The sequence below is a fragment of the Aeromonas enterica genome, assembly GCF_054052465.1.
The window spans coordinates 354,846-376,424 of record NZ_JBSTYL010000003.1 but is presented as its reverse complement, the minus strand read 5'-3'; the positions used below and the strand labels follow the sequence as shown (position 1 = coordinate 376,424).

Genomic DNA, 21,579 nt, shown 5'->3' with positions numbered 1-21,579 from the left:
TGCCCAGAAACGCGTCGGTTTCCGGGCACAAGACAGCGGAAGAAATCATGACGAAAACCAAGGTGCTGCTCTCCTGGAGCAGCGGCAAAGACAGTGCCTGGGCGTTGCACACATTGCGACAGGATCCGGCCATTGAGGTAGTGGGTCTGTTTACTACCCTCAATCAGGCCTTCGAGCGGGTGGCCATGCACGGGGTGCGCAAGCAGTTGCTGATGCAGCAAGCCGAGTGCGTTGGCTTGCCGCTGACCACCCTCGATCTACCCTGGCCCTGCACCAATGAGGATTACGCCCGCATCATGACCGACTTCATCGCAGGTGTGGTGGCAGAGGGGATCCACCACATGGCGTTTGGTGATCTCTTCCTCGAGGATGTGCGCGCCTATCGGGAGCGGCAGCTGGTGGGGACGGGGATCACGCCGCTGTTTCCGCTGTGGGGCAGCAAGACCGACGAGCTGGCAGGCGAGATGATGGCGGCAGGGCTCCGAGCCAGGATCAGCACCCTGGATCCGCGCAAACTGCCCGCTACCCTCGGCGGGCATGAGTTTGACGTGGCCCTGCTGGCGGCCCTGCCCGACGGGGTAGATCCCTGCGGCGAGAATGGCGAGTTTCATACCCTGGCCTGGGACGGCCCCATGTTCCAGCGGCCGCTGGCCATCCGGGTGGGGGAGACGGTGGAGCGGGATGGCTTCGTCTTCACCGACCTGCTGCCCGCCACCGTCTAGTCGCGGTTGGACTCCCGCTCGCCCTTGTCGTCGTTGTAGCGCAGGGCGACGTCGTGAAACTGCGGGTGAAGGCATCCGTGAGGTCGAAGTGGTTGCTTCATCCCGCCAACATGATGGGGACCACCATCCTGATGGGACATGGTGGCCTCACTTCTTGGTTGAACTGGGCGGGTGTGGTGGCGCAGGAACGGGGGGAAGTGCTTCAGCCCGGGTTGCTATCACGGCAATTCTGCCCCCGCGCGTGCAATGGCAGCCATGATAATCGCTGGCAAGAGCGCTTACTCGGCCCAGGGCATCTCGGGCAGGGAGTCCAGAAACTGAGCGTAACGCTCAAGGTTGAAGGGTCCCTGTTCGGCCTCCATCGCCATCAGTTCGGCGCCGAGTGCGCAGGCAATGTATTGCAGCGCCTCTTCCCGTGGGGTGCCCTTCATCACCAGCCGCATCAGGGTCGCCTTGACCTGCAATGGGTGGCCGTCGATCAGCTGGTTGTCGACCATCTCCAGCAGGGTCTGTTCGTCAAAGAACTCGGTGGATTCGCTCATGCTCAACTTCCTCGTCATGTCATAAAGGGTGCCAGTATAGCCACAATGGCATTAACACATTGAAATATGTCGATAAAAACATTTCTGTGAGGCTGCTTTTTGTTACCCATACTTATTGTGGGTTTGCTGTCGGCAAACGAAAACCATCATAAAATTGCATGGACGGATATCAAGATGCCCACCATAGACTCGCTGTTATCCAAGCCCCAAAATCTGCCCAATGTGCCCGAAGTCATGCGCGATCTGGTGCAGACCTTCAGTGAGAAGGAACCGGATATCCTGTTGATCGCCAAGAAGATCAACAAGGATCCCGTCATTTCGGCCAAGCTGCTGCGGCTGGCCAATTCCGCCAAGTTTGGCGGCAGTCGCCAGGTCGCCACCGTCAACGAGGCGGTGGTGCGACTCGGGGTCGATGTGGTGCGCAACATGGTGCTGGCCTGTGGTCTGACAGGCTCCATCAATGCGGTGCCCGGCATCGACCTCAAACACTTCTGGGGCAAGGTGTTCGACGTGGCCGAGCTGGCCAGGCGACTCGCCAAGCTCAAGGGCATGAAGGGGGAAGAAGTGTTCACCTGCGCCCTGCTCTACGACATGGGGCGGCTCATCATGCATGTGGGGTTGCCGGAGAACATGGTGAACCATATCAAGGATCTGGAGCCCAGCAAGGGGCGCGCCAAGGCCGAGGAGCTGGTGGTCGGCTTCAACTATGCCCAGACAGGGGCCGAGATGGCCAGGCGCTGGCAATTCCCTCTCAGCATCTGCCATGCGGTGGAGTATCATTACAACCCCTTGCTGGCCAAGGAGTTCTCTGCCGAGGCTGCATTGATCCACCTGGGCATAGTGCTGGCGGCGCAGTCGGATGTAGGGGAGGAGGCGCCACCCGAGTGGCCCACGCAGGTGGCCGAGCGACTCGGCCTGGCCTGGCCGGATTGTGCCGCCGTGTTCATGGCCTTGCGCGAGCAGGGCAATGGCTATGCGGGTCTGCTGGCGGCCTGAGCCTGCTCATCCTGTTATCGGGGCCGCACTGCGGCCCTTTTTCATGGAGTTTGCCTTGCCAACGAGGCGGAGCAGGGGCAGTCTTGAGGGCCTGTTTTTGCTGAAAGAGTCCTTGCCATGATCCTCTCCGAGCGCCTGCTGCTGCGCGAACTGACCATAGCCGATGCCCCCTTCATTCTCGAACTGCTCAACGATCCCGATTTTCACCGCTACATAGGGGATCGGGGTATTCGCACCCTGTTCGACGCCGAAAACTACATCCAGCAGGGGCCTGCCGTCAGCTATGCCCTCCATGGCCACGGTCTCTATCTGGTCGCGCGCAGGAGTGATGAGGCCAAGCTCGGCATCTGCGGTCTTATCAAGCGCGATACCTTGCCTTGCGAAGACATAGGTTATGCCTTCCTGCCCGCCTATCGGGGTCAGGGTTACGGCATAGAAGCGGCGCAGGCGGCGCTGCAGGATGGTCGGGAAAGGCTGGGGATTGTGCGGGTGATCGCCATCGTCACGCCGGGCAACGAGCGATCGGTGGCACTGCTGGCCAAGCTGGGGCTGGTGCGCAGTCGTCTGGTCAAGTTGAGCGAGGATGCTGACGAGTGTCTGCTGCTGGAGGCGGTCGGAACTCAAACCTGTCCAGTCTGAAGCGTGCAACGGCGAGACGTGGCTGACAGTCTGTGATGGAAGGCGCTGTGAGTCGCGCTGGTGCGGGAGAAATTAAGTTCAAGAGGTGAAACAAAGAGGCCGCCGTGAGTTGCGGCCTGTCTGCATCGGGCGCTGCCGGTTGGCAGGCAGGATCAGTTGAGGTCTTCGATGGAGAACTCGCCAGCGATACCATCACAGGAGATGGCGAAACCGCCGCTGAAGCGGGTGCTGAACTGGATCAGGAACGCATCGGAATCCTGCTCTTGTGGAGGCAGGTTGATGGGTTTGCTGCGACGCAGGGGCTTGTGTGTATGTATGGCTTTCATCATGGTATTTCTCTATATAAATTAAGTGTTTGCTCCTTGTTTTGCAAATTTCAGGTTAATGGGCGCGGTCAACCGCCAGGGTCGACAAGCGCGCAGGAATACCCAGCCCGAGTCACGGGCGTCTGCACTGTCAAGGAATATGCTGATGCATAAATCAAATTGGGTGGGCAGAACGGGTCTGCGCCGTGAGAGCCGGGCAACGCAGGCAGACAGCCTGACGGTTCTCGAGGCGAGTAAATCAGAAGAAGGTTATGCGGATACTGACAGGATTCATCGTGAGGTGAAGCATTGCAGGGTAAACATAAACAGGGCTGATTAACTAGCCGGTGCGCATTCTCTCCTCGATATGAATAAAAAGCAAACAATTATTTGGTGGTTTTGTATCAAATCCGTTTTTTTCAGTATCGCCAGCCACAAAAAGGGCTCCCGTCGGGAGCCCTTTTGCATGGTGCCAACCGGGGTCAGCGGGTGACTCAGTAGTCGCCGCTGGCCTTCTTGGCGGCGGTGATCATGGGGGTGATGGTCATGCCCTGCACCACGATGGAGAACATCACCACCGAGTAGGTCATCACCAGGATCACTTCCCGCAGATCGACGCCGTGTTCCGGCAACATCATGACACCGGAGGGCAACGCCAGCGCCATGGCCATGGCCAGACCGCCGCGCAGACCGCCCCAGGTGAGGATCCGCACCGAGAACTTGTTGTAGCTGCGATAGCGGCGGAAGGCCATGTAGGGCAGCGACACGCTGATGAAGCGGGCGGCCAGACAGAGGGGAACCGCGATGACCAGCAGGATCCAGTCTTGCCAGGCGAGTTCCAGCAACACCAGTGCCAGACCGATCAGCAGGAACAACAGGGCGTTGAGGAACTGGTCCATCAACTCCCAGAAGTGATCCAGGTGATGGCTGCTCTGCTCGGAGAAACCCGAATGGCGTGTCCAGTTGCCGATCATGATGCCGGTGACCACCATGGCCAGGGCGCCTGAGACGCCGACCATGTTGGCCAGCGCAAAGCCAGCGGTCGGGATGCAGAGGGTCAGCAGCAGCTCCAGGGAGCCGTCATCGGTGGCGCTGATCATCACGTGGGCGATGAGGCCCAGCACGGCGCCGAACAAGATGCCGCCGAGGGCCTCATGCAGGAACAGGCCGGCCACACTGCCGAAGGTGGGGTCCACCCCGCCAAAGGCGACGGCAAACACGGTGGCGAAGATCACCAGACCGACACCGTCGTTGAACAGGGATTCCCCTTCGATCTGGATGGCGATCTGGGGTGGCGCCTTCATCTTCTTGACGATGGCCAGCACGGCGATGGGGTCGGTGGGGGAGATCAGGGCCCCGAACAACATGCAGTAGACCAGCGGCAATTCCCAGCCCAGCAGCCTGGCGATGAACCAGAAGCCGTAGCCGATGATGAAGGTGGAGAGCAGGGTCGCCACGATGGAGAGAATGGTGATCTCCCACTTCTGGCTACGCAATGCCTTCAGATTGATGCCGAGACCACCGGCGAACAGCAGGAAGCCCAGGATCCCCTTCAGCAGGAAATTCTGGAAGTCGATGCTTTCCATGGTTTTGACGGCCAGGGGTTCGAGATTGAACCAGCCCAGCTTACCGAACAGCACCAGCAGCGCGGAGATCAGCATGGATCCGGCGGTGATGGCGATGGTGGTCTGGATCTTCACAACATACTGATTGGCAAAGGCGATGAAGATCGCCAACGCTGCCAGGAAGCAGAGTGTGTAGTAGACGCTCATAGTTATTTTTCTCTTTTGTAAACAGCAAGCACGTATCCCTATTGAGGACGGGCATAGGGTACTCTGGGGTCACATGTTACTCATTACCTATTTATGAGTATATGGGCCGCAATTACGGACAGATAGACGGCTAGATTTCTATTTGATTTGTTTGCTGCTAGGATGAACTTCACGCAGTTGCATGGATGTAAGAGGAACGAGCGGTGTCGAGCATAGAGTCGAATAAAAAGTCGGACATAAAGAAGAAGCTGGAATCCTGTCTCAAGGAGCGGATCCTGATCATCGACGGGGCCATGGGCACCATGATCCAGGGCTACAAGCTGGGTGAGGCGGACTATCGGGGTGAGCGCTTTGCCGACTGGCATACCGACATCAAGGGCAACAATGATCTGCTGGTATTGACCCGGCCTGCGGTGATACGCGAGATCCACGATCAGTATTGCGCTGCCGGGGCCGACATCCTCGAGACTAACACCTTCAACGCCACCCGTATCGCCATGGCCGATTACGAGATGGAAGATTTCTCCGCCGAGATCAACCGTGAGGCTGCGAGGCTGGCCCGCGCCGTCGCCGATGAGTGGACGGCCAAAGACCCGGCCAAGCCGCGTTTCGTGGCCGGGGTCTTGGGCCCGACCAACCGCACCTGTTCCATCTCGCCGGACGTGAACGATCCCGGCAAGCGCAACGTCACCTATGACCAGCTGGTGGCTGCGTACACGGAGTCGACCCACGCCCTCATCGAGGGGGGGGCTGACCTCATTCTGATCGAGACCATCTTCGATACCCTCAACGCCAAGGCCGCCGCCTTCGCGGTGGATCTGGTGTTCGAGGAGCTGGGCTACGCCCTGCCGGTGATGATCTCCGGCACCATCACGGATGCCTCCGGCCGTACCCTCTCCGGCCAGACCACGGAAGCCTTCTATCATTCGCTTCGCCACGTCAAGCCCATCTCGTTTGGCCTCAACTGCGCGCTCGGCCCCGACGAGCTGCGCCAGTACGTGGAAGAGCTGTCGCGCATCAGCGAAGCCTGTGTCAGTGCCCACCCCAACGCCGGCCTACCCAATGCGTTTGGCGAGTACGATCTGGACGCGGGCGAGATGGCGGAGCATATCCGCGAGTGGGCTTCGAGCGGCTTCCTCAATCTGGTGGGGGGCTGCTGTGGTACCACCCCGACCCATATTCGCGCCATGGCCGATGCCGTGGCAGGCCTCAAGCCGCGCGTTCTGCCCGAACTGCTGGTAGCCTGCCGGCTGTCGGGCCTCGAGCCCCTTATCATCACGGCGGACTCCATGTTCGTGAACGTGGGGGAGCGTACCAACGTCACCGGCTCGGCCAAGTTCAAGAGGCTGATCAAGGAGGGGCTCTACGACGAGGCGCTGGATGTCGCCAAGCAGCAGGTGGAGAGCGGCGCCCAGATCATCGACATCAACATGGACGAGGGGATGCTGGACGCCGAGGCGGCCATGGTGCGCTTCCTGAACCTGATCGCTGGCGAGCCGGACATAGCCCGGGTGCCCGTGATGATCGACTCCTCCAAGTGGGAGGTGCTGGAGGCGGGCCTCAAGTGCGTGCAGGGCAAGCCGGTGGTCAACTCCATCTCCATGAAGGAGGGGGAGGAGAAATTCATCGCCCAGGCCAAGCTGCTGCGTCGCTATGGCGCCGCCGTCATAGTGATGGCGTTCGACGAGGTGGGTCAGGCCGATACCCGTGCCCGCAAGTTCGAGATCTGTCAGCGCGCCTACCGGATCCTGGTGGATCAGGTGGGCTTCCCGCCGGAAGACATCATCTTCGATCCCAACATCTTCGCGGTGGCGACCGGCATCGACGAGCACAACAACTACGCGGTGGACTTCATCGAGGCGGTGAAGGACATCAAGACCCATCTGCCCCACGCCATGATCTCGGGCGGCGTCTCCAACGTCTCCTTCTCGTTTCGTGGCAACGAACCGGTGCGCGAAGCCATTCACGCCGTCTTCCTCTACCACGCCATCCAGAACGGCATGGACATGGGGATAGTCAATGCCGGTCAGCTCGCCATCTATGAAGACATTCCTGCCGAACTGAAGGCTAAGGTCGAGGCGGTGGTGCTCAACTTGAGTGACAGTGCCACCGAGGATCTGCTGGCCATTGCCGAGAAGTATCGTGGCGCCGGTGCCCAGGCGGAGGATCCGCGAGATCAGGAGTGGCGCAGCTGGCCGGTGGGCAAGCGGCTGGAGCACGCCCTGGTCAAGGGGATCACGGATTTTATTGAAGAGGATACCGAGGAGGCGCGGGCCGGCGCCGAGAAGCCGCTGCACGTGATCGAAGGGCCGCTGATGGACGGCATGAACGTGGTCGGCGATCTGTTTGGTGCGGGCAAGATGTTCCTGCCCCAGGTGGTGAAGTCTGCGCGGGTGATGAAGCGGGCGGTGGCCTATCTGCAACCCTACATCGAAGCCGAAAAACAGGGCGGCTACAGCAACGGCAAGATAGTGCTCGCCACCGTGAAGGGGGATGTGCACGACATCGGCAAGAACATCGTCGGGGTGGTGCTGCAGTGCAACAACTACGAGATCGTCGATCTCGGGGTCATGGTCTCCTGCGAGACAATTCTCAAGACGGCGCGGGAAGTGGGGGCGGATATCATCGGCCTCTCGGGCCTTATCACTCCGTCTCTCGACGAGATGGTGCACGTGGCCAAGGAGATGGAGCGCCAGGGCTTCAAGCTGCCGCTCTTGATCGGCGGCGCCACCACCTCCAAGGCGCACACGGCGGTCAAGATAGAGCAGAACTACTCGGAACCCGTGGTCTATGTCTCCAACGCCTCGCGCGCCGTCGGGGTGGCCCAGAGCCTGCTCAACCCGGAACTCAAGCCTGCGTTTGTCGCCCGCATCGACAAGGAGTACGAGGTAGCCCGGGATCAGCATGCCCGCAAGCAGCCTCGTTCCAAGCCGGTTTCCCTGGCCCACGCCCGCGCCAACCGGCAGCAGCTGGACTGGGTGAATTATCAACCGCCAGCCCCCCGTGAGCCCGGCGTGCAGACGTTCGAAAACGTGTCCGTCTCCGTGCTGCGTCCCTACATCGACTGGACGCCGTTTTTCCTCAGCTGGGAGCTGGCGGGCAAGTATCCGCGCATCCTGGAGGACGAGATCATCGGTGAGGAGGCGACCAAGCTGTTTGCCGATGCCAACGCCATGCTGGATCAGCTGGAGCAGGATCAGAGCGTGCGCTGCGCCGGTATCATAGGGTTGTTCCCGGCCAACGGGGTGGGCGACAGCATAGAGGTCTACACCGACGAGTCGCGCAGCGAAGTGCGCAAGGTGCTGCACCATTTGCGCCAGCAGAGCGAGAAGCAGGGCTTCCCCAACTACTGTCTGGCGGATTATGTGGCGCCGAAAGAGAGCGGCAAGCCGGACTGGATTGGTGCCTTCGCGGTGACCGGCGGCATCGGTGAGGAGGCCATAGCGCAAGCTTACAAGGCGGATCACGACGACTACAACGCCATCCTCATCCAGGCGGTGTGCGACCGCCTCGCCGAGGCCTTCGCCGAGTACCTGCACGAGCAGGTGCGAAAGCGGCACTGGGGCTATGCCCCTGACGAGGACCTCAGCAACGAGGATCTCATTCGCGAAAACTATCGCGGCATACGTCCGGCCCCTGGTTACCCGGCCTGTCCGGAGCACACCGAAAAAGGCAGCATCTGGGAGCTGTTGGGTGTCGAGCAGGCCATCGGCATGAAGCTGACCGAATCCTACGCCATGTGGCCGGGAGCGGCCGTGTCGGGCTGGTACTTCTCACACCCCGACAGCAAATACTTCGCGGTGGCGCAGATCCAGCAGGATCAGGTGGAAGATTACGCCGCCCGCAAGGGGATGACGCTGGTGGAAGCCGAGCGCTGGTTGGGGCCGAATCTGAATTGATCCCGCCGCGACGGAGCAGATCCAGGTCTGAACGGACCCAAGCAAGCTGAGGTGCTATGAAGATTGGATTCGTTGGCCTGGGGGCCGTCGTCGAGACGGCCTATCTCCCAGCACTGCAAAGCCTGGCTCCCGATGCCGCCTTGTGGGGATTCGACCCCGCCCGCAGCTTGTCGGGAGTGAGCTCGCTGCCAACCCTGGAGGCCCTGCTGGCGCAGTCCCTCGATCGGCTGGTCATCGCCACGCCATCCCTGCTCCATCTGCCGGTGCTTGAACAGGCGCTGGCGAGCGACGTCCCCCTCATTCTGGTGGAGAAGCCCGTGGTGGCGACTCTGGCCCAGCAAGCTCGCCTGCAGCGGCTGTTGTCCGAGCCGCAGATCGCCGCGCGGGTGCTGGCGCTGGATCACTGGATGGCTCGCAACGCCGTCCAGCGGTTGCTCAATGGCGGACTGGATGCCAGCTGGCAACTGCAGTCTCAACCGGCGAGAACCATCACACCAGTCACGCTGGCGGAGGTCGCCTCGGTCGAGGGCTTTTTGCTGGAGCCGTGCGGCATCGATGACGAGGGGCATCCTTATGCGCTCAATTTTGCCACCGGTGAGCCGGATCAGCGGATCCTGCGCCACCCTGACGGGGTCATCCTCGATATCGGCACCCATCTGTTGGCGATGCTCCGTGAGCTGCTGGTGGCACTCGGCGGGGACGACCGACTGATGCTGGTAGCAGAGGGAGTGGCCGATCGGCTGGGTCAGTCCATCTCCTATGGTGATCTGGATAGCGCCGAAGGACGAGCCTGCTTGAGGGGCGAGGCGGCCGGTGTGCCGTTGACACTCTGGCTCGACAAGTATGCCGGGCCTGGGGTCGAGAAAAAGGGGGTCTGTATAAATCTCTTTGATGGTCGCCACATAGAGCTATTTCGCAGCGGCAATCAGGAGTGGCTGCATTATCACGACCACGGCGTGGTACATCGCTGGCATCACCTGGGGTTACTCTATCGGGACTGCCTCGCCGATACCCTGCTGGCGCCCATTCCCGTCGGGGGATGGCAGGGGACGACCGCCCGTCGTCTGCAGGAGGTTAGACTGTTGCTGACCTTGCAACAGCAGTTGCGCGGTCCTCATTGAATCTCGTTGACGGGATCTTGCAAAAGGTCGAATGGTAAGGGGAAAGGATTGGCGTTGTCAGCAGTCCGTGGCACCTTATACTCTCCAGCCCGATTATCAGGTCTGTCATTTTCATGAAGATTGCTATTTTATCCCGTGAGCCCAGAAACTATTCCACCCGCCGTCTGGTCGAGGTGGCACAGGCGCGCGGTCATCAGGTAGAGGTGCTCGACACCCTGCGCTGCTACATGAATATCGCCTCCCACAGCCCCTCCATTCATTACGAAGGGCGAGAGCTGGAGAGTTACGACGCAGTGATCCCGCGTATCGGCGCCAGCATTACCTTTTACGGCACCGCCGTGCTGCGCCAGTTCGAGATGATGAACACCATGGCCCTCAACAGCTCGGTGGCCATCTCCCGTTCCCGCGACAAGCTGCGAGCCATGCAGCTGCTGTCGCGCCACGGTATAGGTCTGCCCATCACGGGTTATGCCCACAGCACCTACGATGTGCCGGATCTCATTACCATGGTGGGGGGGGCTCCCCTGGTGGTGAAACTGCTGGAAGGGACCCAGGGGATCGGCGTTGTGCTGTGTGAGACCCAGAAAGCCGCCGAGAGCGTGATCGAGGCCTTTATCCAGACCAACAACAATATCCTGGTGCAGGAGTATATCCGCGAGGCCAACGGTGCCGACATTCGTTGCCTGGTGGTCAATGGCAAGGTGGTGGCGGCCATGCGTCGTCAGGCCCAGCCGGGGGAGTTTCGTTCCAACCTGCACCGTGGCGGCACCGCCGAGGCGATCAAGATAAGCCCGGAAGAGCGGGCGACCGCCGTACAGGCTGCCAAGATCATGGGGCTGGATGTGGCCGGGGTGGATATTCTGCGTTCTGCCCGTGGCCCGCTGGTGCTGGAGGTGAACTCCTCCCCTGGCCTGCAAGGGGTGGAGGCGGCCTCCGGCAAGGATGTGGCGGGCAAGATCATCGAGTTTCTCGAACTCAAGGCGAGCCGCAAAAACAAGCCTGCCGAATGAGCCATTGACGGCTTGCAGCGTGGTATCAACACAAGGCGCCTTCGGGCGCCTTGTCGTTTCTGGGCTTTGCCCTTTTGGGCTCAAGCGGGAAGGTGTTTTCTTTTCCCTTGGGACGCTGGGGTGGGAATGAGGTGGCATCATTGCTTTATGCACACGGGATCTGCCCTGTGCCGCGTTACCCTCTCATCGCCAGTCTGGCGCTGAACACGCCATCCTCCAGCCGGGTCTCTATCTGCCAGCCCAGCTTCTCGCAGATGCGCTGTATGATGGTGAGGCCGCAGCCGTAGCCCAGGATCTGATCCGGCGCTGCCGCGGTCGGGTTGCTGATGGTGAGGATCTGCTCCGCGAGCGTGATCTCGATATGCCCCTCGGCATAGCTCAGGGCATTCTTGAGCAGGTTGCCGAGCGCAATGGCGAGCAATGAGAGGGGGGCGTTCACCCCGCTCTCCTCATCGAGGTGCAGCCGGATATCCAGTGTCTCCCGCCGCAACAGCGGTGCCAGGCGCTCGAGCTCCCGGCGGATGAGCGGTGCTACCTGCTGGGGGGGGCGCTCCACCGCCTCCTTGCGGCCCAGCAGCAGGAAGGTCTCGGTGAGCAGCGCCATCTCATCGGCGGCGGCGCGGATGCGCAGGGTGGCGCGCGCGGCGGGGGCGGGCAGGTCCGTCACCTTGCCGAGCAGGGCGGCTGATCCCTGGATCACCATGTTGGGGGTGCGCAGCTCGTGGCTGGCGAAGCGGCTGAACTCCTGTTCGCGAGCGAACACGGCGGCCACCTCGTGCTTGCCGGTCAGCAGCGCCAGCTCTATGTCCCGCAGCTCCTGCCAGGGGGCGTCGGGCACGAAATCCGCCTGATCCGGCGTGAGATGAGCCACCCGTTGACGCAATCGCTCAAGGGGGCGCGTGATGTGGCGCACCAGCCAGATGCCGAAACCGATGCACGCGAGCAGCAGGGCCAGCCCAATCAGTCGGGTCGCCAGATGCAGTTGGTCTTCGTAAGGGTCAAGGTAGTCGTCTGCGTCGTCGTTGAATACCAGATAGAGCAGCCCCTCGCCGGACGGATGGGGCCGTACCAGGAAATGTTTGTCTTCATCCCCCAGCACATGTTCGTAGAAGCCCGGGCTCTGATAGGGCTTGAGCCAGGCGGGCAGCCGGCCGGCCTGGGTCCAGTAGCTGGAGAACTGACGCGGGCTGGGGGCGGGGGCCGCCATGCCGAGCCGCAGCCAGTCGTCGTTGTAGCGGGTCACCTCGGCTTCCAGCCAGTGACGCAAGCTCAGCTCCTCCATCTTGTCTTCAGCCACCACCATCAGCAGGCTGATGATGATCAGCAGCAGCATGCCGGCCCCGCTCAGGGTCAGGATCAGGCGACGGCGCAGTCTGGGCAGACTCATGACTGACTCCCTGCGTGCAGGCCAAGGATCTGCAGGACGTCCATCATGGCGTCACCAGCCGATAACCCTGGCCGTGCAGAGTCTCCAGCATGGGGGTGGCAAAGGGCTTGTCGAGGGCATTGCGCAGGGCGTAGATATGGCTGCGCAGGGCGTCGGAGTCCGGCTCCTCATCGCCCCAGACGGTGTCGAGCACCTCTTGCCGAGTGACCAGCGCGGGGGCCCGGCGGGCCAGCAGGGTGAGGATCTGGAACGGGATCTTGCCGAGCTTGAGCTCGACCCCCGCGCGGGTGGCGCGGCCACTGGCGGGATCCAGCGTCAGCTCGCCCACGCTGAGGGCCCCCATGTCGCTGCGGGGGCCACGCAGGGCCAGCGCCTGCAGCCGCACCTCCAGCTCTTCCATGGCGAAGGGCTTGACCAGATAGTCGTCACCACCGGCCCGGAAGCCCGCCAGCTTGTCATCCAGACTGTCGCGGGCAGTGAGAAACAGCACTGGGGTGGCGACCCCGTCGGCTCTCAGCTGCTCTACCGTGCGCAGGCCATCCAGGCGCGGCATCATGACATCCATGATGATGACGTCGAAACGCTGCTGCGCCAGCAGTTGCAGTGCGGCCTGACCGTGATAGGCACAGTCCATCTTGTGCCCCGCCAGCTCCAGGTAATCCATGATGGTTTCCGCCACCTGGGGATTGTCTTCCACCACCAGTATTTTCATGTTTTGATCTCCTGGTTTTGACCGGCATTTCACGCTCGTCTCACACTGGACAAGCCATCCTGTGTGGCAGTGTAACCCCGAGGATCCCCGATGAAGAAGTCTCTCTGCGCGCTCTTGCTGTTTATCTTGTTGCCGCTTGGCACCGCGCAGTCGGCCGAGTTCAAGTTGACCGGTCGCACCACCTGGCAGCTGGGCCAGCTGATGGTCAACGGCATTCCCTTCACGCTCGATGAAGGGACCCGCTTCAAGGACGGGTTGAACGAGGATGGTCTCGGTGGCACCTGGGTCGATCTGGAAGGGGTGATAGAGGGCGGGCTGAGGGTGATCCGTGAGGTGGAAGCTCTGGAGGAGAACGATGAGATGGAGCTGGAAGGGCCGGTCGCACAGGGACGTATCTGGGGATATGTCACCTCGGATGACAGCCTGGCCCCCTTCGAAGGCCGCTGGCTGGAGCTGGAGTGCAAGTTTGACGGCATGCGGTTGAGTCGCTGCCGCGAGGACGACTGAACATAAGCGTCATTTGTCTACCGGCAAAATGGCCTGCTCAGATCCATAGTTAAACCTCCACATGAGTTTGACCATGGGCTTATTGCTATGACGCGCACCTCCCTTCTGTTGCTGGCACTGCCGCTCTGCACCCTGGCCGCCGATGGCGAGCTCTGGCTGGTGGAACTGGAACACAACGACGGCATTCGCCTGCAGTTTCAGGGCGCCGAGCTGGAGCTGGGCAGTGCAAGTCTGAGCGGGGTTCGCCACACAGGGGAGCTCAGCCCCGGCATGCGGCTTGCCATCCTGAGTCGCAACGGCGTTGCCGAGCATATTCGCCTCACGGATATTGCGCTAGAGTCCGCGTCGGCCAGCCACTGGCGACGGGCAGAGGCCCCTTTGCTCGCGGTGGCCGGTCACTCGCTGCAATTGCAGGGGTTGGGCACAATCATATTCGATGCCGGTACCCGCTGGCTCAACGGCGGTCCCGCCGATCTGCAACCGGGTCGCCAACTGGTGCTGAGCCGCGATGAAACGGGCCGGGTGATCGAGATCCTGATCCCCAATCCGGAAGATGAATAGATAGAGCAGCGCCATCGGGGAGCGCTGCTCTTCCTGTCACTGGAAGTGAATGTTTTCCAGAGGGATCTGGATGGCATTCCAGGATGTAGCGCAGGGAGTCGGGCTTGGATAGGTGAACTCGAACAGTTTCTGTTTATCCTTATTGAGCCCCTGAATGATGACGCGGCTTCTGTTGTCGGCAGCGGCATAGTTGATCAGAAAGTCACCTTGGGCAGACAACTTGTCTTCGTAGATGCTGGAACAGATGTCGGAATAGATACCGTCATCGAAACTCCAGGCCACCTGAGCCGTCTTGTTCTGGTTGTCGATATCGAAAATGGCGGTTTGGCTGGTGACGAGGTCTATGCCAGTCGGGGTGCCTGCAGGATTGTTGAAACTTCTTCTCCCATTGTTGAACAACATCAGTTTTCCATCTTTGGTCATGGAGATGGCATGTTGTCCTATCGGCGTCTGCCCGGAGGAGAGTGACAAGGCCAGCTTTTGCAGGGAGGGGTAGGAGTACCAGTGTTTGGTTTCATCCCCCAGCAACCAGATGATTTTTCCTGTGTTGTAATCCAGCTTAACGACAAAATTTTCGCGGCTGGAGACTAATAAGGTGTCATCGGCAGGATCGTAAGTCGCTGCGTTTATATGGAACCAATCCACGCCATCTCGGACAAAATTGCTAGGGTCATCTCCTTCCTGCAGCATATATTCAGAGAATATCTTACCGAGATCCCATTCTTTTATTATTTCGCCCTTGCTGTCTATTTCACTTAAAAATGATTCTATTTTAAATGCTCCTCCGGCAGTGCCATCCAGTTCAATCAATACACCCACTTTTCCTTGGTCAATATTATGGTGAAAATAGGCATCACTACCCATTGATGTTCCATCAACAGTGAATGAATCTGTTTTTCCATAGAGGGATAAGACATCTATAGCTTTGCTTTTTGTACTGCCAGTCAGGAAGTTATTGTCCATGAAAACAGATGAGCCTGAAGCCATTTTTATATCAGCATCCCAACGAACCTCACCATCTACATCCATTATGATGGGCGATTTTTTTGACCCTTTTAGATAAAAATAACTGTAGCTAGGAGTCGAGCTCGGCTTGATGCTAATACCAACGCTGTCATAAATACCTATGCTGTCTATATAGTCTGCAGTTATCATCGTCTTTTGAAATGCGTAGCTACTGGTATCAATAAACTGAATATTGACTTTTACTTCATTGGGATAAGCACTATATAAACCAAAGATGGGGAGCTGGATCCTGTTGTTAGCAGCATCGTACAGGCCATTTGCTACAAGATATTGCCAATCATAAGTGGCTGTTACTGGTTTGGCATAATTGCCATCTTTTGGTCTGATGGTGAACGAGATTTTTTGTATTTTGCTGCTGTCCAACCCGGACAGATCCAGTGCCGAAATAAAAACGGAGTCATGCATGTCATTTTCAACAACTTGGGTTGCAGGATCATAACTGAGCTGTTCAGCCAGTGTTTTTCTGTTGTCACTACTGCCATTGCAACCGTACAGCCCGAGAAAGATAAGGCTGAGCAAAAATGATTTTTTTATGCGCATAATGAACACCATCCCTGTGTTAATGAACCGCCCAAGTGTAGTGAAAAATTCATGGTTGAGTAAATAAACAGGCCGTATATACTGGCGCCATCTTGTCGGAGTGCCGACCGTCGAACGACGCGAGGCTGAGACCGTTAATTCGGGATCCGTGGAACCTGATCAGGCTAGCACCTGCGAAGGGAAACAAGGGTAACTTGCGGGTTGCCGCGCCGGGGGAAGGGACAAGCCTCTCCCGCTCATCGAAGGGATCACCCGAGATGGGTCAGGGCGCACAGGAGGGAGTCTGTCCCGTCCGGTTGTCCATCCTTGGAGCATCTTGCCCAAAGCAGGACAACAGGAAAGCGGCAGAACAGCACAGCGGAGATCCATCCCGCACTCTCCCTCCTGACGTGAACACCCCGCCGCAAGTTCATCTTCTCCTCGAACTCCAGACAAGCAAACACCCATAACTTCAACCAGTTAATGAGAGTTTTGCTATGTCTACTTCCGTATCATCCGCCACTGAACAGGCCGTATCCGAGCAGGCTGTTTCCGAACAGCGCAAGCCAGCCCCCAGCCGTCGCGAGCAGCGCGCCAGCGCCCAGCGCTTTATCGACAACCTCAAGGGGATGGCCCACCCCAACTCCAGCCGCATCTTCATCGAAGGTTCTCGCCCCGATATCCGGGTGGGGCTGCGTGAAATCGCCCTGGCCGACACCCTGGTCGGCGGCAGCAAGGAGAACCCGCAGTTCGAAGCCAACGAGCCGGTCCCCGTCTATGACACCTCGGGTGCCTATGGCGATGAGCATGCGGTCATCGACGTGCGTCTCGGTCTGCCACGCCTGCGGCAAGGCTGGGTGCTGGAGCGGGGGGATACCGAGGAACTCGATGGTCTCAGCTCCGCTTTCACTCAGGAGCGCCTCGCCGACGAGGGGCTGGATCACCTGCGTTTCGATAACTTGCCCAAGCCCCGCCGCGCCAAGCCGGGCCGCCGGGTAACCCAGCTGCACTATGCCCGTCAGGGGCTGGTCACCCCAGAGATGGAATTTATCGCCATCCGCGAGAACATGGGCCGCGAACGGGTGCGCTCAGAGCTGCTGCTGCGCCAGCATCCGGGTCAGGGTTTCGGCGCCCGCCTGCCCGAGAACATCACCCCCGAGTTCGTGCGCGATGAGGTGGCCGCCGGCCGCGCCATCATCCCCAACAACGTCAACCACCCGGAAACCGAGCCCATGATCATAGGTCGCAACTTCCTGGTGAAGATCAACGCCAACATAGGCAACTCGGCGGTCAGCTCCAGCATCGAAGAGGAGGTGGAGAAGCTGGTGTGGTCGACCCGCTGGGGCGCCGACACCGTCATGGATCTCTCCACCGGTCGCAACATTCACGAGACCCGCGAGTGGATCCTGCGCAACAGCCCGGTGCCCATCGGTACCGTGCCCATCTATCAGGCGCTGGAGAAGACCAACGGCATCGCCGAAGACCTCACCTGGGAGCTGTTCCGCGACACCCTGCTCGAACAGGCCGAGCAAGGGGTGGACTACTTCACCATCCATGCCGGCGTCTTGCTGCGCTACGTGCCCATGACCGCCAAGCGCCTCACCGGCATCGTCTCCCGTGGTGGCAGCATCATGGCCAAGTGGTGCCTGTCGCACCACAAGGAGAATTTCCTCTACCAGCATTTTCGCGAGATCTGCGAGCTGTGCGCCGCCTATGACGTGGCCCTGTCGCTTGGGGATGGCCTGCGTCCCGGCTCTGTCTATGACGCCAACGACGAAGCCCAGTTCGCCGAGCTGCACACCCTGGGCGAGCTCACCAAAATCGCCTGGGAGTACGACGTGCAGGTGATGATCGAGGGGCCGGGCCACGTACCGATGCACATGATAGAGCGCAACATGACCGAGCAGCTGGAGCACTGCCACGAGGCGCCTTTCTACACGCTGGGCCCGCTCACCACCGATATCGCGCCGGGTTACGATCACTTCACCTCCGGCATAGGCGCCGCCATGATCGGCTGGTATGGCTGCGCCATGCTCTGCTATGTCACCCCCAAGGAGCACTTGGGGCTGCCGAACAAGGAGGACGTGAAGCAGGGTCTCATCACCTACAAGATCGCCGCCCATGCCGCGGATCTTGCCAAGGGGCATCCGGGTGCCCAGATCCGCGACAACGCCATGTCCAAGGCGCGCTTCGAGTTCCGCTGGGAGGATCAGTTCAACCTGGCGCTGGATCCCGAGACCGCCCGCGCCTACCACGACGAAACCCTGCCTCAGGAGTCAGGCAAGGTGGCGCACTTCTGCTCCATGTGCGGCCCCAAGTTCTGCTCCATGAAGATCACCCAGGACGTGCGCGACTACGCGGCCAGCCTGGAAGCGGTCGAGGTGAAGCTGGTGGGCATGGATGGCCAGCAGGAGCGGGTGGTGGCCCAGGTCGAAAGCGGCATGGCGCAGATGGCGGAGACCTTCAAGGAGAAGGGGAGCGAACTCTACCATCAGGCGGCGGCCCTCAAACCGGCACGGGAGGAGGCATGAACAGCCGACCCATCGTCTGGACCATAGCCGGTTCCGACTCGGGGGGCGGCGCCGGCATTCAGGCCGATCTGCACAGCATGCACAGCCTGGGTGTGCACGGTTGCTCCGTCATCTCCGCCATCACGGCCCAGAATTCGGTGGCGGTGAAGATGGTCGACCCCGTGCTGATGCAGACCTTCTGCGCCCAGATCGACGCCCTCGGCGTCGATCTGCCGCCGGCGGCCATCAAGATAGGCCTGCTGCCGACCCGGCTCCATGTGGAGGTGCTGGCCCGGCGGCTCGATACTCTGGCGGCGCCTTTTGTGGTCTACGACCCGGTGGCGATTGCCAGCACGGGCACCCCCATGGCCGAAGCCAACATGCTGGCGGCGGTGCGTGAGCAGCTGCTGCCGCGTCTCTCCCTCATCACTCCCAACGGCCCCGAGCTGGAGGCGCTGACCGGCATTCCCGCCAGCAGCCCTGAGCTGGTGCGGGCGGGGGCGGCGCGACTGCGCGAACTGGGCGCCCGCGCCGTGCTGGTCAAGGGCGGCCATCTGGGCTGGAGCGACGAGCTCTGCCTCGATTACTACCAGGACGAGCACCGCGAGTTCTGGCTAGGGGCGCCACGCCTCGACACCCGCCACGGCCACGGCACCGGCTGCTGCTACGCCAGCGCCATCGCCGCCGTGGTGGCGCAGGATCACCCGGTCGATGACGCCATCACGCTGGCGCGCGCCTACCTGCAGCAAGGCTTGGCGGGGGCACAAGGGGTGGGGGCCGGCCCTGGCCCCATAGCCCATCTCGGCTGGCCGACCAGCCTCGCGCACTTCCCCCGCGCCGTATTGGCGGGGTCGAGCCTGGATCGCCGCTTTGGTCTCTATCCCCCTAGCGAGGCTCGCCTGCCCGATGGCCCCTTCGCCCGGACAGAGCATCGGCTCGGCCTCTATCCTGTGGTGGACTCGGTCAAGTGGCTCAGGCGCCTGCTGGGGCAGGGGGTCAAGACCATCCAGCTGCGCATCAAGAACCTGCCCGCCGCCCAGGTTACGCCAGCGATAGCCGAGGCGGTGGCGCTCGGTCGCCGCTTTGGTGCGCGGCTCTTTATCAACGACTATTGGCAGCAGGCCATAGCCGCCGGTGCCTACGGCGTGCATCTGGGGCAGGAGGACATGGAGACGGCAGATCTCGCCGCCATCCAGGCCGCCGGCCTGCGCCTCGGTCTCTCCACCCACGGCTACTTCGAGCTGATGCGGGCCCGGGAGCTGGTGCCCTCCTATATCGCGCTGGGTCATATCTTCCCCACCAACACCAAGCAGATGCCGTCCCGCCCGCAGGGGCTGGTGCGGCTGCAACGCTATCGGGCACTCATGTGCGACTGGCCGACGGTCGCCATCGGCGGCATCGGCGAGGATCGCATTGCTGCGGTGCAGGCAAGCGGGGTGGGCAGCATTGCTCTAGTGTCTGCCATCACGGCCAGCGACGACTGGCAGGGGGCCACCGCCCGACTGCTGGCGGCCGTGGGGGCGGGGGATGAGCCCTGCTCTGCGCTTACCCATCAGGCCATCACGCAGCAGGAGGCCGATCATGCTCTCTGATGCTGAATACCTGCGCTACGGCAGGCAACTGATGCTGAGCGAAATCGGCGAAGCGGGGCAGGCGAGGCTGAAAGAGGCATCCGTGCTGATCATCGGCCTCGGTGGGCTCGGCTCGCCGCTGGCGCTCTATCTGGCCGGAGCCGGGGTGGGCACCTTGTGGCTCGCCGACGGCGACGTGGTGGATTCCAGCAACCTGCCGCGCCAGATCCTGTTCGATTCCGAGGCAGTCAATCGCTCCAAGGCCGAGCTGGCCCGCGAGCGGTTGGCGGCCCACAACCCCCATGTGGAGCTGATTGCCATCAATCAGCGGCTCGATGAGCAGAGCCTGCCAGCCTTCGTGGCCGAGGTGGATCTGGTTGTCGACTGCTGCGACAACCTCGCCAGCCGCCACGCCATCAACGCCGCCTGCGTGGCTCATAACAAGCCCTGGATCTCGGCCGCCGCCGTCGGCTGGCAGGGTCAGCTGATGGCGCGAGCCGCCCCCGAACAGGCCTGCTATGCCTGCCTCTATCCGCCGGACACCCGCATCACGGAAAGCTGCCAGAGCAGCGGCGTCACAGGCCCTCTGGTCGGCGTGATGGGCGCCTTGCAGGCGCTGGAAGCCCTGCATCTGCTGCTGGGCAAACCCAGCCCGGTGGCGGGCACCCTGCGCCGTTTCGATGCCCTGACCCACGAGTGGCAGACCCTGGGGTTGTCCCCCGATCCCGCCTGCCCAGTGTGTGGCGGCGTCACCCTTGCCCAGCCCATGGAGGATGCGCAATGAAGATCCGATTGAACGACAGCGAGCTGGTGCTGACGACCAGCCCGGATAACCAGATCAGCGTGGCCGAGCTGCTGGCGGCCCGCGAGGTAGCCCCGCAGGGGGTGGCGGTGGCCCTCAACGGCGCCGTGCTGCCCCGCAGCCGCTGGCCAGACACCCGACTCAATGACGGGGACCAGATCCACCTTTTCACTGCCATCGCCGGAGGCTGAGATGCTGACCATAGCCGACCATGAATTTTCGTCCCGCCTCTTTACCGGCACCGGCAAGTTTGCCCGCCCGGATCTGATGGCGGCCGCCATCGAAGCAAGCGGCTCCCGGCTGGTGACCATGGCCATCAAGCGCCTGGACCCCGGCAAGCGCCACGACGACATCCTCACCCCGCTGCTCAAGCTCGGGGTCAAGTTGCTGCCCAACACCTCGGGCGCCAAGACGGCCGCCGAGGCGGTATTTGCCGCCCATCTGGCCCGGGAGGCGCTGGGGACGAACTGGCTGAAGCTGGAGATCCACCCCGACCCCAAGTACCTGCTGCCCGATCCCATAGAGACGCTGAAAGCGGCCGAACAGCTGGTGAAAGAGGGTTTCGTGGTGCTGCCCTATTGCGGGGCCGATCCCGTGCTCTGCAAGCGACTGGAAGAGGTGGGCTGCGCCGCCGTCATGCCGCTCGGCGCCCCCATCGGCTCCAACCAGGGGCTGGTGACCCGGGATTTCCTCGCCATCATCATCGAACAGGCGCGGGTGCCCGTGGTGGTGGATGCGGGGATAGGGGCGCCAAGCCATGCCGCCGCTGCCTTTGAGCTGGGTGCCGATGCCGTGCTGGTCAACACCGCCATCGCCGTGAGCCGGGATCCGGTCGCCATGGGCCGCGCTTTCGCGCTGGCCTGCGAGGCCGGTCGCAGCGCCTATGAGGCGGGCCTCGGCGCGCGCGGCCTGCAAGCCAGCGCCTCCAGCCCGCTCACCGATTTTCTGGAGGCCTTATGAGCCTGAGCACTGGGCAAG

The 21,579-nt window shown here is 61.3% G+C and carries 19 protein-coding genes and 1 riboswitch; of the genes, 13 read left to right on the top strand and 6 right to left on the bottom strand.

Annotation, left to right across the window (positions count from 1 at the left end; genetic code table 11):
- Positions 1-47 precede the first annotated feature (47 nt).
- Positions 48-722 (top strand): Dph6-related ATP pyrophosphatase, encoded by a 675-nt coding sequence (locus tag ACW5XD_RS05850; RefSeq protein WP_456494054.1) that lies wholly within the window; start codon positions 48-50, stop codon positions 720-722.
- A gap of 278 nt (positions 723-1,000) precedes the next feature.
- Here ACW5XD_RS05850 and ACW5XD_RS05845 read toward each other — a convergent pair whose 3' ends face one another.
- Positions 1,001-1,264, bottom strand: coding sequence for a hypothetical protein (locus ACW5XD_RS05845; RefSeq protein ID WP_005316314.1), 264 nt, complete (start codon positions 1,262-1,264; stop codon positions 1,001-1,003).
- A gap of 174 nt (positions 1,265-1,438) precedes the next feature.
- On the opposite strand from ACW5XD_RS05845, the gene ACW5XD_RS05840 reads away from it, so the two are divergent.
- Both ACW5XD_RS05840 and ACW5XD_RS05835 read left to right on the top strand, forming a co-directional pair.
- Positions 1,439-2,260, top strand: coding sequence for an HDOD domain-containing protein (locus ACW5XD_RS05840; RefSeq protein ID WP_456494053.1), 822 nt, complete (start codon positions 1,439-1,441; stop codon positions 2,258-2,260).
- A 117-nt stretch (positions 2,261-2,377) separates the two neighbouring features.
- Positions 2,378-2,899: a GNAT family N-acetyltransferase gene (locus ACW5XD_RS05835; protein WP_456494052.1), complete on the top strand. Its 522-nt coding sequence runs from the start codon at positions 2,378-2,380 to the stop codon at positions 2,897-2,899.
- A 152-nt stretch (positions 2,900-3,051) separates the two neighbouring features.
- On the opposite strand, the gene ACW5XD_RS05830 is transcribed toward ACW5XD_RS05835, so the two are convergent.
- Both ACW5XD_RS05830 and ACW5XD_RS05825 read right to left on the bottom strand, forming a co-directional pair.
- Positions 3,052-3,228: a hypothetical protein gene (locus tag ACW5XD_RS05830; protein ID WP_098980954.1), complete on the bottom strand. Its 177-nt coding sequence runs from the start codon at positions 3,226-3,228 to the stop codon at positions 3,052-3,054.
- A gap of 470 nt (positions 3,229-3,698) precedes the next feature.
- Positions 3,699-4,976, bottom strand: a complete 1,278-nt coding sequence (locus ACW5XD_RS05825) for a cation:proton antiporter (protein ID WP_456494051.1) — start codon at positions 4,974-4,976, stop codon at positions 3,699-3,701.
- Positions 4,977-5,179: 203 nt separating this feature from the next.
- Here ACW5XD_RS05825 and metH point away from each other — a divergent pair, with 203 nt between their 5' ends.
- The 3 genes from metH (at position 5,180) to rimK (ending at position 11,006) form a co-directional block, all read left to right on the top strand.
- Positions 5,180-8,875: a methionine synthase gene (metH, locus tag ACW5XD_RS05820; RefSeq protein ID WP_456494050.1), complete on the top strand. Its 3,696-nt coding sequence runs from the start codon at positions 5,180-5,182 to the stop codon at positions 8,873-8,875.
- A 56-nt stretch (positions 8,876-8,931) separates the two neighbouring features.
- Positions 8,932-9,996: a Gfo/Idh/MocA family oxidoreductase gene (locus tag ACW5XD_RS05815; protein ID WP_456494049.1), complete on the top strand. Its 1,065-nt coding sequence runs from the start codon at positions 8,932-8,934 to the stop codon at positions 9,994-9,996.
- A 113-nt stretch (positions 9,997-10,109) separates the two neighbouring features.
- The gene (rimK, locus tag ACW5XD_RS05810; protein WP_456494048.1) at positions 10,110-11,006 is read left to right on the top strand and encodes a 30S ribosomal protein S6--L-glutamate ligase; all 897 of its coding nucleotides are present in this window, start codon (positions 10,110-10,112) and stop codon (positions 11,004-11,006) included.
- A gap of 175 nt (positions 11,007-11,181) precedes the next feature.
- Here rimK and ACW5XD_RS05805 read toward each other — a convergent pair whose 3' ends face one another.
- Together ACW5XD_RS05805 and ACW5XD_RS05800 are read right to left on the bottom strand one after the other, a co-directional pair.
- On the bottom strand, positions 11,182-12,393 hold the full coding sequence (locus ACW5XD_RS05805) for a sensor histidine kinase (protein ID WP_456494047.1): 1,212 nt from the start codon (positions 12,391-12,393) through the stop codon (positions 11,182-11,184).
- A gap of 43 nt (positions 12,394-12,436) precedes the next feature.
- Entirely contained in the window at positions 12,437-13,105 is a 669-nt protein-coding gene (locus ACW5XD_RS05800) for a response regulator transcription factor (RefSeq protein ID WP_456494046.1), read from the bottom strand.
- 90 nt (positions 13,106-13,195) lie between these two features.
- On the opposite strand from ACW5XD_RS05800, the gene ACW5XD_RS05795 reads away from it, so the two are divergent.
- Entirely contained in the window at positions 13,196-13,612 is a 417-nt protein-coding gene (locus ACW5XD_RS05795) for a hypothetical protein (protein ID WP_456494045.1), read from the top strand.
- Positions 13,613-13,699: 87 nt separating this feature from the next.
- A complete protein-coding gene (locus ACW5XD_RS05790) occupies positions 13,700-14,173 on the top strand; it encodes a hypothetical protein (protein ID WP_456494044.1) in 474 nt (157 codons plus the stop codon).
- Positions 14,174-14,209: 36 nt separating this feature from the next.
- Here the strand turns inward: ACW5XD_RS05790 and ACW5XD_RS05785 are convergent, their stop codons facing one another.
- On the bottom strand, positions 14,210-15,739 hold the full coding sequence (locus ACW5XD_RS05785) for an aryl-sulfate sulfotransferase (RefSeq protein WP_456494043.1): 1,530 nt from the start codon (positions 15,737-15,739) through the stop codon (positions 14,210-14,212).
- Positions 15,740-15,825: 86 nt separating this feature from the next.
- Positions 15,826-15,939: riboswitch (TPP riboswitch) on the top strand.
- Positions 15,940-16,215: 276 nt separating this feature from the next.
- Here ACW5XD_RS05785 and thiC point away from each other — a divergent pair.
- The 5 genes from thiC to ACW5XD_RS05760 are packed head-to-tail and all read left to right on the top strand — an operon-like array spanning position 16,216 to position 21,561.
- On the top strand, positions 16,216-18,249 hold the full coding sequence (thiC, locus tag ACW5XD_RS05780; RefSeq protein WP_456494042.1) for a phosphomethylpyrimidine synthase ThiC: 2,034 nt from the start codon (positions 16,216-16,218) through the stop codon (positions 18,247-18,249).
- Positions 18,246-19,820, top strand: coding sequence for a thiamine phosphate synthase (gene thiE / locus ACW5XD_RS05775; RefSeq protein ID WP_456494041.1), 1,575 nt, complete (start codon positions 18,246-18,248; stop codon positions 19,818-19,820). Before thiC ends, thiE begins: the two co-directional genes overlap by 4 nt.
- Positions 19,810-20,583, top strand: a complete 774-nt coding sequence (locus ACW5XD_RS05770) for a HesA/MoeB/ThiF family protein (RefSeq protein ID WP_456494040.1) — start codon at positions 19,810-19,812, stop codon at positions 20,581-20,583. Before thiE ends, ACW5XD_RS05770 begins: the two co-directional genes overlap by 11 nt.
- Positions 20,580-20,792 carry a sulfur carrier protein ThiS gene (gene thiS, locus ACW5XD_RS05765; protein WP_098980943.1) on the top strand — a complete coding sequence of 71 codons (213 nt, stop codon included), beginning with the start codon at positions 20,580-20,582 and terminating at the stop codon, positions 20,790-20,792. Before ACW5XD_RS05770 ends, thiS begins: the two co-directional genes overlap by 4 nt.
- 1 nt (position 20,793) lies before the next feature.
- A complete protein-coding gene (locus ACW5XD_RS05760) occupies positions 20,794-21,561 on the top strand; it encodes a thiazole synthase (RefSeq protein WP_098980942.1) in 768 nt (255 codons plus the stop codon).
- The last annotated feature ends 18 nt before the right edge of the window (positions 21,562-21,579 follow it).

Coding starts and splice junctions, on each gene's coding strand:
- ACW5XD_RS05850 (WP_456494054.1), top strand. CDS start 48: ATGACGAAAACCAAGGTGCTGCTCTCCTGGAGCAGCGGCAAAGACAGT.
- ACW5XD_RS05845 (WP_005316314.1), bottom strand. CDS start 1,264: ATGAGCGAATCCACCGAGTTCTTTGACGAACAGACCCTGCTGGAGATG.
- ACW5XD_RS05840 (WP_456494053.1), top strand. CDS start 1,439: ATGCCCACCATAGACTCGCTGTTATCCAAGCCCCAAAATCTGCCCAAT.
- ACW5XD_RS05835 (WP_456494052.1), top strand. CDS start 2,378: ATGATCCTCTCCGAGCGCCTGCTGCTGCGCGAACTGACCATAGCCGAT.
- ACW5XD_RS05830 (WP_098980954.1), bottom strand. CDS start 3,228: ATGATGAAAGCCATACATACACACAAGCCCCTGCGTCGCAGCAAACCC.
- ACW5XD_RS05825 (WP_456494051.1), bottom strand. CDS start 4,976: ATGAGCGTCTACTACACACTCTGCTTCCTGGCAGCGTTGGCGATCTTC.
- ACW5XD_RS05815 (WP_456494049.1), top strand. CDS start 8,932: ATGAAGATTGGATTCGTTGGCCTGGGGGCCGTCGTCGAGACGGCCTAT.
- rimK (WP_456494048.1), top strand. CDS start 10,110: ATGAAGATTGCTATTTTATCCCGTGAGCCCAGAAACTATTCCACCCGC.
- ACW5XD_RS05805 (WP_456494047.1), bottom strand. CDS start 12,393: ATGAGTCTGCCCAGACTGCGCCGTCGCCTGATCCTGACCCTGAGCGGG.
- ACW5XD_RS05800 (WP_456494046.1), bottom strand. CDS start 13,105: ATGAAAATACTGGTGGTGGAAGACAATCCCCAGGTGGCGGAAACCATC.
- ACW5XD_RS05795 (WP_456494045.1), top strand. CDS start 13,196: ATGAAGAAGTCTCTCTGCGCGCTCTTGCTGTTTATCTTGTTGCCGCTT.
- ACW5XD_RS05790 (WP_456494044.1), top strand. CDS start 13,700: ATGACGCGCACCTCCCTTCTGTTGCTGGCACTGCCGCTCTGCACCCTG.
- ACW5XD_RS05785 (WP_456494043.1), bottom strand. CDS start 15,739: ATGCGCATAAAAAAATCATTTTTGCTCAGCCTTATCTTTCTCGGGCTG.
- thiC (WP_456494042.1), top strand. CDS start 16,216: ATGTCTACTTCCGTATCATCCGCCACTGAACAGGCCGTATCCGAGCAG.
- thiE (WP_456494041.1), top strand. CDS start 18,246: ATGAACAGCCGACCCATCGTCTGGACCATAGCCGGTTCCGACTCGGGG.
- ACW5XD_RS05770 (WP_456494040.1), top strand. CDS start 19,810: ATGCTCTCTGATGCTGAATACCTGCGCTACGGCAGGCAACTGATGCTG.
- thiS (WP_098980943.1), top strand. CDS start 20,580: ATGAAGATCCGATTGAACGACAGCGAGCTGGTGCTGACGACCAGCCCG.
- ACW5XD_RS05760 (WP_098980942.1), top strand. CDS start 20,794: ATGCTGACCATAGCCGACCATGAATTTTCGTCCCGCCTCTTTACCGGC.